The sequence below is a fragment of the Maribacter sp. IgM3_T14_3 genome, from assembly GCF_049603095.1.
Taxonomy (GTDB): domain Bacteria; phylum Bacteroidota; class Bacteroidia; order Flavobacteriales; family Flavobacteriaceae; genus Maribacter.
In genome coordinates, this window is record NZ_CP187138.1 from 4,077,272 (window position 1) to 4,093,063 (window position 15,792).

Consider the following 15,792-nt stretch of genomic DNA (forward strand, 5'->3'; position numbering starts at 1 on the left):
GTAAATTCGAATCTTCTATGGTTATATTTCATTGATCATTAAACTCTTTATTATCTAAATTCAACACGAATATTTAAAACAGATGGGGCTAGCCCAATCTGTTTTAGGCTCAATATTTATATTCGTCTTGGATGAAAAAATACAAGCAGTTTTGCCTTGTGCAAAGGTACTAAATTCAATCCCGATAAGATGTAGGATTGTCGCAGACAGCAATAGCTAATCATATCGGTGTTAACAAGAGGACTATAACTAGAGAGTTAAAACGCAACATACCCAAGCGTGGTCAGACAGCTGGGCGCTACATCAGCAAACACGAGCAGCGCAAGACTGACCATCGTCACTCTAACAAGGCAAAGTATATCCTGCTAACAGAATGTATGAAGATTCGGATTAAAGGTCTTATGGTATATGAGAAATGGAGTCCATAGCTAATCGCTAAGCGACTCTCAAAGGAATCCGAAACGTGCCGCTAGCCACGAGTCCATCTATAAATAAATCTGGATGGCAAAGCATAGCAATCACAGAGATCATTCAGACTATAAGAGTCTTTACAAATATTTGCGTCAAACAGGGCGAAGACAAAAATGTAATAATATAAAAGATCGACGTGGAGCAATCAAGGGTAGGATAGGTATAGACAAACGTCCCAAGGTTGTTGAAACACGTTCACAAATCGGTGACATAGAGGTTGATCTTATGTTGGGGAGTAATCATAAATCAGCACTTTTAGTGATGACAGATTGAATGATTCTGGTAACGATGATAGAAAAATTGAAGAGTAAGAACGCTGAAGAAGTTTGTGAAAAGATGAGTAAGAGGCTCACCAACTTCAGTTCATGCTGGATTAAAACAATCACTTTTGATAATGGTAAAGTGTTCGCTCATCATCATAAAATAGTCGAAAATTTGAAAGTAAAAACCTACTTTGCAAGTCCATACACCTCTCTGGACAAAGGAACAGTTGAAAATAGAATTGGTGTCATTAGAAGATTCTTCCCAAAGAAAACCGACTTAAAAAAAGTAACAACAAAAAGAATCAAATTACTTAATTACAATAACCAATTGAAGTCCTAAATAATAAGTGTGTTGAACTTATGGGTTGATCTCAGCTTATAATAGAAAGTATGAAAAAAATATATTAATCCGTTGCGCATTTTAAATCATGCAGATTTTAATGTTATTGATATTTCTATTGAAAATGAACCTGTTGAAATACTGAAGGATTGTTAGTGCTTTTATTTTAGACAGTATTCTGGTTTTGAACCCATTAAAAGATTTTACGTAATTACGCCTTATCATGAACTGATTTTAAAGTTGCGAGAACAGGGTCTCGATTCTCTTTCTTCTCTTCCTGAAGACATACGCTTGTTTCTTATATGCCTTCTGGTTATTTCTCATCGGGGTGTTCAGCTTGATGTTTCAGCTTTCAAATAAGTTTAGCTGTACTTTTGCCGACAGATACCCTCGGTCCCCGATCAAGGTACAGTCGTTTATCTGCATCTTGATATCTTTTAGATAGTTTATCTTGTGGACTGAAGCGGGACTTAGGTCGATAGCTTGAAAAACACCTTCCACCGAACAGACCGCATGAAGTTTATAGCCGTAATAATGAGGACTCTGTGCGGCGCAGTATCCTTTATCGGGTACGGCACATAAGTTCTCCTTACAGATTCTAGACCTCGAACTCCTGGAAAGTTTGCAAACTTCCATCGGCATACTGTCGACAACGAAATATTTCTCGAATCCATTAAAGTAAGAAGCCAGTTTCAATCTAATTCCATCTACATCGTCCGCCGACCTTCTTCTGTGCCTATTGTAAACACTTCGCTCTATTTTAGAGGATAGGATTTTGGGAAGCCTCCTGAACAGGTCGTTTTCACTATCTATACCCATAAACTCGGCCGTCAGCCTCAAGCAGACAAGTTCAAGGTAGATCAGCCTCGGTTGACAGCGCTGATAGGGTAAAAGACGCTCTTCTGATATTTCTCCTAAAACTTCCAAAATTCTTTTGAAATTTACATCTAAGTTGTTCATTATAAATGTTTTATTGCTAAAAAAATTACTGATTATCAGTAAGATGAACAATTTTTTCCCTTTAAATCAAAATGCACAACGGGTTTACTAACAAAAACCGTATAATGATATCAAAAATCAGATAATATAATTAATTATAAAATTGCTGCCACCAATGTCACATTTGTAAATATTTCACAGTTTTAAATAGCTGTCTATTATTTTTCATTATCTCGTCTATTATAAATAAAAAAATTAGTATAAAATATAACATTTGAACCAAACAAGAGATTATACGTTTGTAAGCTATAATTCTATATTATATAAAATATCCCTGAAGCTCTGAGAATCAATTAAAATTCACAACAGGGTCATTAAACTTTTTTAAACGGTGTATGCGACGCATATTTTCATTTGTACCATAATGTCTTGCGTTATGAAACTTTGCTTTGGTAAAAGCGAAGTTATTTACTTCAATCTTCTTTTATTTTTTTCTTTCTAAAAACTTTCTCTCAAAAGGTAATGGAACACTTATTATACGAGCCGACGGTAGGAGGGGAGTGTAATGTGTGTGGAATGGTATTAAACTTCAAATTTTATTCAACCACGAAATACCCTAATGAGTTACTTTTAAATTTTTTCTATGCGCTGGTAGTACGGCTAGCGCAGCAAAATCAGAAACGTGTTTAGATGTAATGTGTAATACATCCAAATATTCTAACTCTTAATCGTATTTGAAACTCAAGTTTTTCGTATGCCAAGCTAATCAAATAGTTTTACATGTAAAGTACTGTATTCAAGAGGAAATTTACCACTTTAAAACCAAGAAAAGATGCCCAAAAACAACCCTAAATTTAAAAATTTACTTTTAATTTCAGCACTTCTTCTACTTACTATTGCAGCATCACCATTATTCTATCAGCCCGGACTTACGAGTGTAGCTCCTGTAACCCCCTATTTGAATTATGCATTTCCAAGTCAGTTATCTTCAAATTTGGAATGGACAACCCATGATGTTACTGGAATAAATGGAATAATCTCTACCCGGAGAGTACCAAACACCAATAGCATGGCTTTGGTCAGAACCAACGGAAATATTAATTTTTATGATTTTGATACCAATCTACTTTCCGATAAAATTTGGAATATTGCACCTGATGGCGGGTTTACTTCCTCCAGTAGCCGTATTGGACTTAAAGGTTTAGCCTTTCATCCTGAATTTGGAAATCCTAATTCTGCGAATCGAAATTTTGTATACATCAGTTCTGTTACCAATGAGCATACCCGAAAAGTAAGCAGGTATTCGGTAAATGAAGAAACCAATCTTCTGGAAAGAGATTCTGAGCTTAAAATGATTGAACTTTTGGGTCCAGGAATTTCTTATCATTCTGTTGGTGAACTTGGTTTTGGCGGTGATGGTTTTCTTTATATACCATTTGGTGACGGTAGTGGAGGAGGTAGTGACGATGTTGTTCCAATGATTGAAAATTACGTACAGAATCTAGAAGGTAATCTGGTAGGTGGCGTTATGCGCATAGACGTAAACCAAGACCCGGTAAAAAGTCATCCACCAGTAAAAAAATTACCTCAAACCTTTGAAGGCGAAACATCAGGAAATGGCTATTACATACCCAATGACAACCCTTGGGTTTCACCAGAAGGGGTAAATATGGAAGAGTACTTTACCATTGGTCAAAGAAATCCATGGAAATTGGCAGTAGACCCATTAACAGGAGAAGTTTGGATAAGTGAGGTCGGTCCATGGAATGGGGAAGAAGTAAACCTTTTACAAAATGGTCATAATTACGGTTGGCCCTACAGAGTAGGTTCAACCGGCGAAGTAGTATGGGATCGTAGAGAACCTACAGAACCTATGCCTGATCCATTTATTGGCATCCTAACAGAACCGATATTTAGCCCAGAAAGAGATCAAGCTTCAAATTCATATTTAGGATCTGTTTATCGAGGAACCAAATGGCCTGAGTATTATGGCAAAGTTATGTTTGCTGATATTTCTAAGAAAAATGCGTGGATGGTTGGTTACAACAAAGAAACAGGCGAAACTGCTGTAGACAATTTACCAAATGTACCGGCTGCTTACACCCTTTTTGAAAGTCCGTTAGGCGATATCATGGGTATTACTACAGCAGGCAACATTTTTGTATTGGAACGTAGTGATTTAAATATTGAAGAATTTCCGCAATTACTTTCTCAAGTTGGTGCTTTTAGTTCACTTACGCCATTGACCGCTAACGAAACGCTAATTCCCTATACAGTTAATACCCCATTATGGTCAGACCGTGCAGCTAAAGAACGTTGGATTGTTTTACCAAACGATGGCGAATTCGATAGCGTTGAAGAACAAATCTCTTTTGAATCAGAAAATCCTTGGGAATTTCCTGAGGGTACCGTGTTTATAAAACATTTTAAACTTGCGTTAGATGAAAATAACCCATCCGAAACTAGACCTTTAGAAACGAGATTTATGATTGTCGGAGAAGAAGGTAGCACTTATGGTGTAACCTATAAGTGGCTACCAGATGGTAGTGATGCTGAACTTTTATTTAATGGTGACCAAGAAGACTTTCAAATTACTGCTATCAATGGCATAAATTATGTGCAAACCTGGCATTATCCAAGCTCTAGCGAATGTGTCAATTGTCATAATGCGAACGCAGGGCAAAGTTTAGGTATCAATACGCAACAGTTGAATGGAGATTATACCTACCCAAGCACGGGTATAACGGATAATCAATTGAACACCTTAAGTCATTTAAATATTTTTAGCACAGCACTTGACAATTCAGATGAGTATATAAAAAATGTACCTTTAGATGATGCTTTTGCATCAGATGAGCTAAAGGTGCGTTCTTATTTAGATGCCAATTGCGCTTACTGTCATATGCCGGGTGGCGTAGATGCTGCGTTCGATGCAAGAATTACGACACCGCTGGAAGCGCAGGGCCTTATTGATCAAATGGTCGCTAGTGCAGGTTCGCATAGCGAAAAAATTATTGTTCCAGGAGATTACCTTAAATCAGAACTATACCTCAGAGATAATAGTGTAGGGCCCGATGCGATGCCGCCTTTGGCAAAAACGATGGTAGATGAGGAATATATCAAGGTACTAATGTCGTGGGTTTATGGCTTGGCCGAAGAACCGGTTATCGGTGAAATCGGTACCGTCAACATTAATAATGAATATAGTACCGTGGTGCTTAATAAGCAGTATACGAACCCAGTTGTAATTGCAGGAGGAGCTTCTTACAATGGGGCACATCAACTAGCAGTTAGGGTAAACAATGTAACAGGTACAGGTTTTGATATTCGGTTAGATGAATGGTCTTGTTTAGATGAATGGCACGTTACGGAAACAGTACCTTATTTAGTAGTAGAAGCAGGCAGTTACCGTTTAAAAAACGGTAAAATGTTACAAGCTGGCAACATAGAATCCGATGCTGGTTATGAGGTTTTTACAGAAATAAATTTCCCATATACCTTTGATGAAACACCAGTTTCCTTTGCGCAAGTGGTAACAGAAAGAGAAAACGAAACTGTTGCCATGCGTATGAATGCAAATACGTTGGGCACTTCAACAATGCAAGTACTTGTAGACGAAAAAGATAAGGACTTGTCAGGCCATATATCAGAACGCATCAGTTGGTTAGCGATTGAACCAGGTGCTTTTTCAGAGCAACAAAAGTTTGAGGTATCAACAACGCTTCCGCAATTCAATGAGGTATGGAGAACTTTAGATTTCGAACAAGATTATTCGAACAACGAACCTATTTTTATTTCAAATATCGGATCATATTTTGGTCCCGATGCGGCTGCTGCGCGTTATAAAAATTTAAGTGGTGCTAGCGTTCAAATTTTAGTTGAAGAAGAAAAATGTGGTGATATAGAGCTTCTCCATACATATGCAGAAGCAATTAATTACATGGTATTCGAAGAAGCTGGTAATTTTTTTGGTGAAGAAATGGACTACCAGCCATTAATAGCAAATGGGTTAAACATTCTTTCAGAAAGTTTACCCTCAGAGGGGGTAACATTATTTCCAAACCCTGTAATAACTGGGGTACCAGTTATTCTTCAATTTTCTGCGGAACAAGAGGGTGCTGCAGAAATAAGAGTGGTACGTATTGATGGTCAATTAGTCCGACATGTATCCATTCTAATGAAGAAAGGAGTAAACAATTATGAACTTGAAACGAATAATTTATCTAGTGGCATATACGTTGTTGGGTTGAACCGTTTCAACCAAGCCGCACAATATAAGAGGTTGTTAGTTCAATAGATTACTTGCGTCGTTTTCAGTTACAAACATGACGAGAGGTTAACAAGGGCTAAGAAATTATCTCATGAGATTTTTAAATTGATTAAGTATCAATTTAAAAGCTGCGAGTTGATGCGGCTGCGATAATTTTTAGCTGTTGCGGCAATTTGACATAATGACAAATTATGAGTACAGACGCAAGGTTTGTTGTCAGGGTTGATGAATTTAGAAGTTTGGAATAATATTATTCTTTGTAGAAAATTTCCGGTAGCGTAAATTAGAAAGGTTGATGACCCTTTTGGTAATTCGCTTAAAAGCTACAAATGCGAGGGATATTTTACATAATAGAATTATGACTTACAGCTAAAGGATTGAACCTAAAATACTTATAGTACAATCTGTATCATAATTTGTCATTATGTCAAATAAGGGCTAAAAATTAATGATGCTAAACACTATTAAAAATATCATTAATGAGCTATTTTGGGTTGAAATCGTGTGACTATAAAGAACAAAGTAATTTATGAAATGCATAACATATGCTGTCCTTTAATCTCAAATCATTAAATTTAGAAGGAAGTTAAAAACAAGATGAATACGTTACTATCATTTATTGTCCTTTTTTTATTTTGGATAAATTACAGCTATACACAAATTAGCGTAGTCTCCATAACAAATGCCACTAGAGATGAAGGGGCTATATTAGTTCATCGGGTAACCCTTAGTGAAACTACTACGGAAGATATTGAATTATCCTTTTCGTTTAGGCATATATCCACCAATTTTGGAGGTAATAGTTCTGATATTGAATTTGCTGGTTTTCCTGATGGGGTTCATTTTCCCCAAACTACCGTAACTACCGGAACTACCATAGAACAACAAACCTTTATTATTGTGCCTGCTGGAATCAAGACTTTTACCTTTGAGGTCGGTAGCGTTCAAGATGATATAGAAGAAATTGACGAGCAGTATGAAGTTTCTTTCGACGGTATGGTCGCTACGGGGACCATTGGAGATGTTAATGACGCTAACATAACGAGTATATTATCAGTAGAAGATATAATTGAAATAGAAGGTGGCGCATTGATTCATGAGATAGTCTTAAGCAATGCTATAGCGAAGGAAATAACCTTCGAATTTTCTATATTAGATATTACAACGGATGCTACTGATTATAACGATGTTTTATTTAGCGATGGTATTACCTATAATGAATCAAATCAATTAGTCAGTATTCCCTTAATATCAGAAGGTATCGAGCGTTTTACAATAACTATCCCGTCCATCGATGATTTAATTATTGAAGAAGATGAATTCTACGAATTGATTTTAGATAATATCTCGGCAACTGGTACCATATTAGATAATGATACCACAACGATAACTTCGATAAACGACGCTACCGAAATAGAGGGATCGGATTTGGTGCACACTGTTCAATTGAGCAATACGAACCTTGAACAAAAAACATTTATGTTCGCCATTTTCGACAATACGACAAGTACTTCAGATTATGGTACTTTTCTATTTAACAATGGTGTCACTTTTAACGTTACTACTGGTCTCATTACCGTGCCACCTTCGATCAGTAGCTTCTTAGTGACTATTCCTTCTATAGATGATTTTTTTGATGAAGATGACGAAACGTATAATTTACAAATTGAAGATTTCTCTATTATAGGAACCATCATAGACAACGACACGTTTACTTTTCCAAAGTTTTTTACCCCGAATGCTGATGGGATTCATGATATGTGGCCATATGACCTTGTGGAAAACAACTATATATATGAGAATTCCGTGATATATATTTTTAGCAGATATGGTCAGCTGTTGGAACAATTAAGTCCATCCTCAAATGGGTGGGACGGGATGTTCAATAATGTTGAAATGCCGTCGGATGATTATTGGTTCAAAATTGTCTGGGAAGATGGAGAGATGCATACAGGACACTTTACCTTAAAACGATAAACATTTTGATTACCAAAACTTAGAGCATACTAAAAAAGAATAACTATTTATACTTAAAATTCAACTCCAATTTCCTCTATATTATTCAAACAGCATCATATTTTTTCAAACGATATTCTCCAAAAACAAAACGTAAATCATAGTAGTACAATTTGAATACAAAATTAATTGGTAACCCGTTGTGCATTTTAAATAATGCTTATTCATTATCACTAAGAGCCAAGATTAATTTCTAATGATGATGATGAATTAGTAGGAATATTACTTGATGGTATATTTTTATATGGAAGAAGAGACTATCCTTCTAATGATTATCCTACAGATTTAGATGCATCTGGAGGACATTTTGGACCAACAGTTCACAATGCTGATGGGGAATATCATTATCATATTATTAACGAAGAGTATTCGGCACCTTTATATGGGTATGATGAAGCTATTATTCTGTTTGCAGGTCCTTTTCAAGGATACTAAAATATTATAGAAAGTATGAAACCAATTCTTCTTTTATTGCTTATTATACTCACTATGTTAGGTTGCAAAGAAACTCAACCTAACAAAACAATTGAATTTGCTCTTGCAAGTGATACCCCTATTGTTATTGATATTATTGAAGTTTTAAAGGAAGAATTGGTTCTTAATGGGAATAAAGGCAAATGGTATCATAAAGAAAAGCCTTTTAATGGCTATTCTTTAAAGTATTACCCAAATGGAACCTTAGAAGAAAAATGGGGTTTTTATAATGGCAAACGAGAAGGTATCGCTAAACGTTGGGCCAAGAACGGAACCCTTCAAGTAGAATCGTATTATAAAAACAACCGTTTAAATGGCGTGTATAAAAGCTGGTGGCCTAATGGCGTTTTAGCTAAACAGGCCTATTATGAAAACGGTGCGCTACAAGGTGAAGAAAAACAATGGTTTTCCAGTGGACAACTCTCTAAAATAAGAAACCTTGTTGATGGAAAAGAACAAGGTATGCAAAAAGCTTGGTTGGCCAACGGAAAATTATATGTGAATTACGAAGCTAAAAACGGGCGGATCTTTGGTATGCGTCGTGCAAATTCTTGTTATACATTAGAAAATGAAGTTGTTGTTAGAAAAAATAAATTATAGAATTTTGATCCTTTTTTTAGTTTTAATTGCAACAAGTTGTAAAAGAGAAGTAAAGAAAGAACATACTAAAATTGTTGAAACTAGTAGAGTAGATTATTTACCGTATTTTAATGATGAATCGTTTACTCCTCATTGGTTAATACCAAACTCTAAAGAGGAAGAAAAGTTTCATAAAATTCCAGACTTTAACTTAACCAATCAGTTAGGAGAAAAAGTAACACATAAGACATTTGAGGATAAAATATATATCACAGATTTCTTTTTTACGTCTTGTCCGGGAATTTGTCCGAAAATGACAAAAAATATGTTAAAAATTCAAGAAGCGTTTAAAGATGATTCAGATGTATTGTTTTTGTCACATTCTGTAACACCAAGCATTGATTCTGTTTCTGTTCTTAAAAATTATGCCGAAAGTAACGGCGTAATAGATAATAAATGGCATTTGGTTACAGGGGATAAAAACGAAATTTATCATTTGGGTAGAAATCAATATTTTGTTGAAAACGATTTAGGTATTCCAAAAGACATCAATGATTTTCTGCATACAGAGAACTTTTTACTTATTGACAAAAACAAACATATTAGGGGTATTTATAATGGATTAAATAGGGCTTCTATTGCTCAATTAATAATTGATGTTAAAGCCTTAAAATTGGAGAAGACCAATTAAAGCTACTTAGGGTTTGCTGATTTTCGTTAGAAGTTCATTGTATAATTTTAGCGTTTATACATATTAGTGTTGTTAATTTTTGAAAGTGAAGTTCAAAATGAGAAATGTATTTGTTCTAAAATTACTGATGAACATGTTCTAAGCCTTTTTCTGTATTCATGTTTAAATATAATGTCATCCGCCAACAATTTCGGTTGTTATTTGTTTTTCTATTTTTCTCCAATCAAATTCGTTTAGCCAATAATCTGCTAATTCTTTTATGTATGATAGACTCGTTCCGTATTTCCAATCAGAATTTTCAATTTCATCTGGTCATCGAACTTTTTTGATTCTGTCGTTTAAATCATCAAGTTCAGATTGAGGAATGTTTACTTTGAATTTTTCTATCATATTTGTTTATCCGGTTATGTGGCTTATTATCAAATCTATATTTCAGTTTTATATATCACTACTGTATCTCCCTTTATGTGAATCAATGTTGGTAATCGTTATCAATTTTGACCTTTACATTAATTACTCCCATTCTGTTGATTTTCTCGCCCTGACTAGAAAGGACTGTCAAAGTGAACCACTAAAAACGGACTGAAGTTCAAATAAAGAATGAGAAGAACTACGGACAAATAAAAATGTTTTATCAGTGCGGCTGAGACTAAATCAATTGGGAGTTTAAAGGATTGGTTCATATTTGTGAACGAAAATTCTTATTTTAGAACAACCAAAATTTTTCAATCTCAACCTTTTAGTGGTTTTATCAATATGTTTATCAAAACATAACCCTACACTTCTTTTTTTTATAATACTTCTATTTATTCTTGTGTTTTGTGCTAATAGGGGAAAAACCATAAATAATCAGAATATATTTGGTGTCATGTCCCTTGGTTACGATTTTATGGAATTTTTGGAGGAAGTGGAGAAAAGGGACATTGCTGAAGTTTCTGACAGTATTAATATTAAATTCGGAAGTATTGGATTTGATCCCGTGAAGAATCTTCCATTAATCAAAGGGAATGATGCCCTTTCTATGCCCAAAAACACATTTATGTGGGTCAATTGAAAAAAGTAAGTATCTGTATATCTGCGCAAATTCCTGGATGAGCCGGTCAAAGTGAACCACGTGCGCCGGATGAAAGTGAGCATAGCAGATGACCCTAAGATTGGAAGAAATAAAAAACAGCATTATCGGTAATGACTGAAAGGATAATTTAGATAGCGAGGATTGAAAAAATTCAAGATTAAAAATGCAGATGAAGTATATGACAAAATGCACTGGAGATTTACCAATTTTAATAAGTCTTTGATTAAGGCAATCACATTTGATAACGTAAAAGAATTTGTTAATCATAAAATATTATGACTTAAACCTTAAAGCAAAAACTTACTTAAATAAGATCATATAAATCTCAAAACAATTATCATAAGAAACAAATCAGGTGTTTTTAGAAGGTTTTTCATACAGAAAATAGACTAAAGAACATTATAGACCAAAGAGTAAGTGAAGTTGAAAGGTAGCTAAATTACAGACCTATCAAAAAAATTATTATTATTGTAAGCAAATTGAAATAATAAATAATAAAATTGTTTTAATCAGCTTTTTTTAATTAATGTTGCTATAATCATTCTACACAGAAATAATTGTATTTTTACAACAAAGTTTTTGTAATTACTAACGGTAGTTTCGATATTTACATTTTAATTAATAATAGTTATATGAGTTTTAATTTAAAAATAGGAATAGTGTCTAAATGGATATTAATCTGCACGACACTATTTTTGTATATTGGCGTTTCCGCGCAAGCAGATTGCCCGACCATAGGTTCAGCTACTCAGGACTTCTGTGCTATAGATAATCCAACGGTTGCCGATCTCTCCCTTAGGGCAACTGATACAGGTAGTGGTATTCAGTGGTATAATGTTGTGGGGACAGCGTTATCCGATAGTTCGCCGCTTGAGGATAATACTATTTACTTTCTAGATAATGATAACAGTAGTTGTACCTCCAGAACACAAGTAACGGTTAATATCTTTGGCAACCCTCCTGGCAACGTGCCTTTTGAAGTTGGGAGATGCTCATCCTCGGAGAACACGTTGGCACAACTTACCGCTGATGGTACCAATATAGAATGGTATGACGCCGCAAATAACGGTAATTTTTTACCGCTATCTACACCTTTGGTAAACGGTACTACCTATTATGTACAGCAAACAGAGAATGGCTGTACAAGTATAAGGCTAGGTACCAGGATTAATATAACAGACCCAAACCCACCTACGGTAGATTTGGAACAATTTTTTTGTATCGACCCATCTAATACGGTAACGTATACGATTGCAGATTTAATGCCAAATGGTGCCGATATAAAATGGTATAATAGCCAAGCATCTACCGTAGCCCTACCTCCTTCGACCGTGCTCGTTGAAAACGCAACCTATTATGCTACCCAGACAACGAATACATGTGAAAGCACGAACAGGTCACCCTCTACAGTCCGTTTTGAGAACGTAGCGAATCCGGGGCAGAATGGTGTTATGGACATTTGCGACAGCGCTACAGTCACTATCAACCTTATAAATCAACTTGTGGGAGCACCCGATGCTGGAGGAATATGGTCCGGTCCTGCTAGTTTGACTATAACCGGAGGCGATCAAGGAACCTTCGATACTACGCAACTTGATTCAGGTGTCTATACGTTTACGTACACTATACCAGCTCAAAACGCTTGTCCTGCGGATAGTGCCACAGTAAGGATCAATGTGCAGGAAGAACCTGATGCAGGTGAGGACAATGTGTTGGAAATATGTACCAATGAACCTACCGTAAACCTATTTACTCTCTTGGGAGGCACCCCGGATACCGGTGGTACTTGGTCCCCTGCAATGACGAGCGGTACTGGGCTTTTTGACCCATCTGTAGACTCATCTGGAGTTTATACCTACACCGCAAATCCGACAGCTCCCTGTAGCATAGCCGATACTGCAACAATAACCGTTAGCGTAGAACAAGCACCTAATGCGGGAAATAATGCTGATTTGGACATTTGTGAACAGGGTACACCAGTAGATTTATTTACCTTGTTGGGGTCCAATGCTATGGCCGGAGGAACTTGGTCACCCGTTTTGACCAGCGGTACTGGATTTTTTGACCCAACGGTAGACAATGCAGGAAATTATACCTATTCCTTGCCCGCTTCCAGTACCTGTCTAGGTGATGACGCAATAGTTACAGTCACTATTGACCCTCAGTTAAGCGCAGGTACGGGAGGTAATATTCTATTTTGTACGAACGATAGTTCTTTGAACTTATTTACATTATTGACCAATGACCCGGATACAGGTGGAACTTGGTCCCCTTCCTTAGCAAGTGGTACCGGTGTTTTTAATCCATCGGTAGATAGTGCTGGAAGTTATACCTATACCGTTGGCAATGGTGGAACCTGCCCTTTAAACACCGCAACAATATCGGTAACGGTGGATACTGCGCCCAACGCTGGAAGCAACGCCACATTTAATTTCTGCGGGGACAGTCCTGAAACGGATTTATTTTCCCTACTGGGCCCAAACGCAGATACCGGCGGTACTTGGAACGGCCCTACCGCTCTTGGGAATGGCGATGCGGGAACGTTTGATCCTGCTACCAATGCTGCAGGACTATATGTATATACCGTTGGAGGTACAGGCGCCTGCGAGGACGTTAACACTATCGTAACGGTAACCGTAGCCGATCTCTTACCCACCATTGACATTAACGGAAATGAATTTTGTATCATGGACAATCCTACGGTATCCGATTTACTCGCTAGGATCATCCCAGAAAACAATGGCACCCTTACCGTATACGATTCCGAAATGGGAACGAATACGCTCGTAAATTCTGACGTATTGTTAGATGATACCTCTTATTTTATTAGTGAAACGGATACCACTTCAGGATGTGAAGGAACTCGACGACTAGAGATAGTCGTGAGCATCAATAATCCCGAAACCCCTACCTTATCTGATGCAGTGGGGGAGTTCTGCCTTATAAATTCTCCCATAATAAGCGATTTAAACGAATTTTTAATTGTGGGTACAAATGTGATTTGGGTAGATGCCCTAACTAATGTGGATTTTGTTGATTCGGATATTTTGATTACAGGGGATTACTATGCCGTCGAAGAAGATGTTTTTGGATGTAGAAGCATGCCGTCATCGACAATAGCTATTCAGATAAACGACAATCCTCCCCCCATCCTTATAACCGACGGTAATGAATTTTGTGGAGCGGATGACCCTACCATCGCAGATTTAGAAGTTAATCTTACAGTAGATGCTGGACTGGCAGTTGTATGGTACGATGCCCAAGAGAATGGAAATTTAATTGCTACAACGGAACTTCTTATTAACGGAGGTATATATTATGCCGCATCTTTCAACAGCGTTACCGGTTGTGAAAGCAATGTGAGAATAGAAATAATAACGGATCTTACCATTTGTGACCCGGAACTATATCCCTTATTGATACCGGATGGTTTTTCTCCAAATGGAGACGGTATTAACGACACGTTTTCCTTAATAGACGTTGAATTTATATATGAGGACTACACCATAGAAATCTATAACCGATATGGAAACTTGGTGTTTACGGGCAATAAGGATTCAGCTAATTGGGACGGTACGTCTAACCAGGCGAGTGCTATAGGTAGTAATCTGATGCCTAACGGGGTCTATTTTTATATTTTTAATTATAACAAAAACAACATAGCGCCCACACAGGGCCGGATATATCTAAATAGATAACTATCAGTTTCTATTATTCCACTAAAAAATGATTCCATGAAAAAGGTAGTTCTATTACTATGCATTCTATTCCTTAGCAGCTTTCATAGCAAGGCGCAGCAGGACCCGGAGTATACGCAATATATGTACAACATGAGTGTTATAAATCCAGCCTATGCGACCAACGATGTAGGGGTTGCAAACCTAGGGCTTCTTTACAGAACCCAGTGGGTAGGTGCAGTAGGCGCACCGAAAACGGCAACGGCTTTCATTCGAACACCGTTGAGCGAGCAGGTAGAAGCAGGTATTTCTATCATTCATGATGAGATTGGGGACGGTGCTTTGAACGAAGATAATATTTATGCGGATTTTGCTTATCTTGTACAACTAAATCGCTCTATGTTTTTATCGTTCGGTTTGAAGGCAGGAGTTACCTTGTTCGATACACGATTTAACGATTTTCAATTGAACAGTGGTGATTTCTCTTCGGATCCTGCGTTCTCGGAGAATATAAATGAAACCTTTCTCAATATAGGAACTGGTTTATTTCTATTCAATGACGATTTTTATGTGGGGCTGTCCGCACCAAATTTGTTAGGAAGTAAGCATATAGAGGAGCAAAACGGAATCAATGCCTTAGGAGCTGAAAATCTTCATATCTTTTTAACAGGGGGATATGTGTTCGAAATTAACCGTGGCCTAAAATTTAAACCGTCTTTTATGGTCAAACGCGTTAGTAATACGCCTTTATCGATGGATATTAACGCAAATTTTCTATTCAATGATACGCTAGAGGCCGGTCTATCCTATAGAGTCGACGATGCGGTAAGCGCAATGGTTAATGTTGCCATTACCCCAGATTTAAGGATTGGTTACGCATACGACTATACAACTAGCAATCTTGGTAATTTCAATTCTGGTACACATGAGTTTATGCTATTATACAATCTCCGCATTGCGGGAGCCAAAAGATTTACTTCACCCAGATTCTTCTAAT

Annotated in this window: 8 protein-coding genes and 2 pseudogenes; 8 read left to right on the forward strand and 2 right to left on the reverse strand. The window is 36.7% G+C overall.

Annotation, left to right across the window (positions count from 1 at the left end):
- The first annotated feature begins 173 nt into the window (after window positions 1–173).
- Window positions 174–1,103 (forward strand): annotated as a pseudogene (locus ACPF9A_RS17985) (IS30 family transposase).
- Window positions 1,104–1,155: 52 nt separating this feature from the next.
- On the opposite strand, the pseudogene ACPF9A_RS17990 reads toward ACPF9A_RS17985, so the two are convergent.
- A pseudogene (locus tag ACPF9A_RS17990) lies at window positions 1,156–2,034 on the reverse strand (IS982 family transposase).
- Between the two features lie 811 nt (window positions 2,035–2,845).
- On the opposite strand from ACPF9A_RS17990, the gene ACPF9A_RS17995 reads away from it, so the two are divergent.
- From ACPF9A_RS17995 to ACPF9A_RS18010, 4 genes are all read left to right on the forward strand, one after another.
- Window positions 2,846–6,310: a PQQ-dependent sugar dehydrogenase gene (locus tag ACPF9A_RS17995; RefSeq protein WP_423999082.1), complete on the forward strand. Its 3,465-nt coding sequence runs from the start codon at window positions 2,846–2,848 to the stop codon at window positions 6,308–6,310.
- A 570-nt stretch (window positions 6,311–6,880) separates the two neighbouring features.
- On the forward strand, window positions 6,881–8,260 hold the full coding sequence (locus tag ACPF9A_RS18000; protein ID WP_423999084.1) for a T9SS type B sorting domain-containing protein: 1,380 nt from the start codon (window positions 6,881–6,883) through the stop codon (window positions 8,258–8,260).
- 489 nt (window positions 8,261–8,749) lie between these two features.
- A complete protein-coding gene (locus ACPF9A_RS18005) occupies window positions 8,750–9,373 on the forward strand; it encodes a toxin-antitoxin system YwqK family antitoxin (protein WP_423999086.1) in 624 nt (207 codons plus the stop codon).
- Window positions 9,342–10,043: an SCO family protein gene (locus ACPF9A_RS18010; RefSeq protein ID WP_423999088.1), complete on the forward strand. Its 702-nt coding sequence runs from the start codon at window positions 9,342–9,344 to the stop codon at window positions 10,041–10,043. The genes ACPF9A_RS18005 and ACPF9A_RS18010 overlap by 32 nt, the downstream gene beginning before the upstream one ends.
- Window positions 10,044–10,217: 174 nt before the next feature.
- Here ACPF9A_RS18010 and ACPF9A_RS18015 read toward each other — a convergent pair whose 3' ends face one another.
- On the reverse strand, window positions 10,218–10,346 hold the full coding sequence (locus tag ACPF9A_RS18015; protein WP_424004519.1) for an epoxide hydrolase N-terminal domain-containing protein: 129 nt from the start codon (window positions 10,344–10,346) through the stop codon (window positions 10,218–10,220).
- A 565-nt stretch (window positions 10,347–10,911) separates the two neighbouring features.
- Here ACPF9A_RS18015 and ACPF9A_RS18020 point away from each other — a divergent pair.
- The 3 genes from ACPF9A_RS18020 (at window position 10,912) to ACPF9A_RS18030 (ending at window position 15,791) form a co-directional block, all read left to right on the forward strand.
- A complete protein-coding gene (locus ACPF9A_RS18020; protein WP_423999090.1) occupies window positions 10,912–11,097 on the forward strand; it encodes a hypothetical protein in 186 nt (61 codons plus the stop codon).
- 653 nt (window positions 11,098–11,750) lie between these two features.
- Window positions 11,751–14,816, forward strand: coding sequence for a gliding motility-associated C-terminal domain-containing protein (locus ACPF9A_RS18025; protein WP_423999092.1), 3,066 nt, complete (start codon window positions 11,751–11,753; stop codon window positions 14,814–14,816).
- Between the two features lie 36 nt (window positions 14,817–14,852).
- On the forward strand, window positions 14,853–15,791 hold the full coding sequence (locus ACPF9A_RS18030) for a PorP/SprF family type IX secretion system membrane protein (protein WP_423999094.1): 939 nt from the start codon (window positions 14,853–14,855) through the stop codon (window positions 15,789–15,791).
- Window position 15,792 lies beyond the last annotated feature (1 nt).

What these genes read in the sequence shown, in the direction of transcription:
- ACPF9A_RS18020 (WP_423999090.1), top strand. Translation starts at nt 10,912, where the DNA reads ATGTCCCTTGGTTACGATTTTATGGAATTTTTGGAGGAAGTGGAGAAA.
- ACPF9A_RS18030 (WP_423999094.1), top strand. Translation starts at nt 14,853, where the DNA reads ATGAAAAAGGTAGTTCTATTACTATGCATTCTATTCCTTAGCAGCTTT.
- ACPF9A_RS18010 (WP_423999088.1), top strand. Translation starts at nt 9,342, where the DNA reads ATGAAGTTGTTGTTAGAAAAAATAAATTATAGAATTTTGATCCTTTTT.
- ACPF9A_RS18025 (WP_423999092.1), top strand. Translation starts at nt 11,751, where the DNA reads ATGAGTTTTAATTTAAAAATAGGAATAGTGTCTAAATGGATATTAATC.
- ACPF9A_RS18000 (WP_423999084.1), top strand. Translation starts at nt 6,881, where the DNA reads ATGAATACGTTACTATCATTTATTGTCCTTTTTTTATTTTGGATAAAT.
- ACPF9A_RS17995 (WP_423999082.1), top strand. Translation starts at nt 2,846, where the DNA reads ATGCCCAAAAACAACCCTAAATTTAAAAATTTACTTTTAATTTCAGCA.
- ACPF9A_RS18005 (WP_423999086.1), top strand. Translation starts at nt 8,750, where the DNA reads ATGAAACCAATTCTTCTTTTATTGCTTATTATACTCACTATGTTAGGT.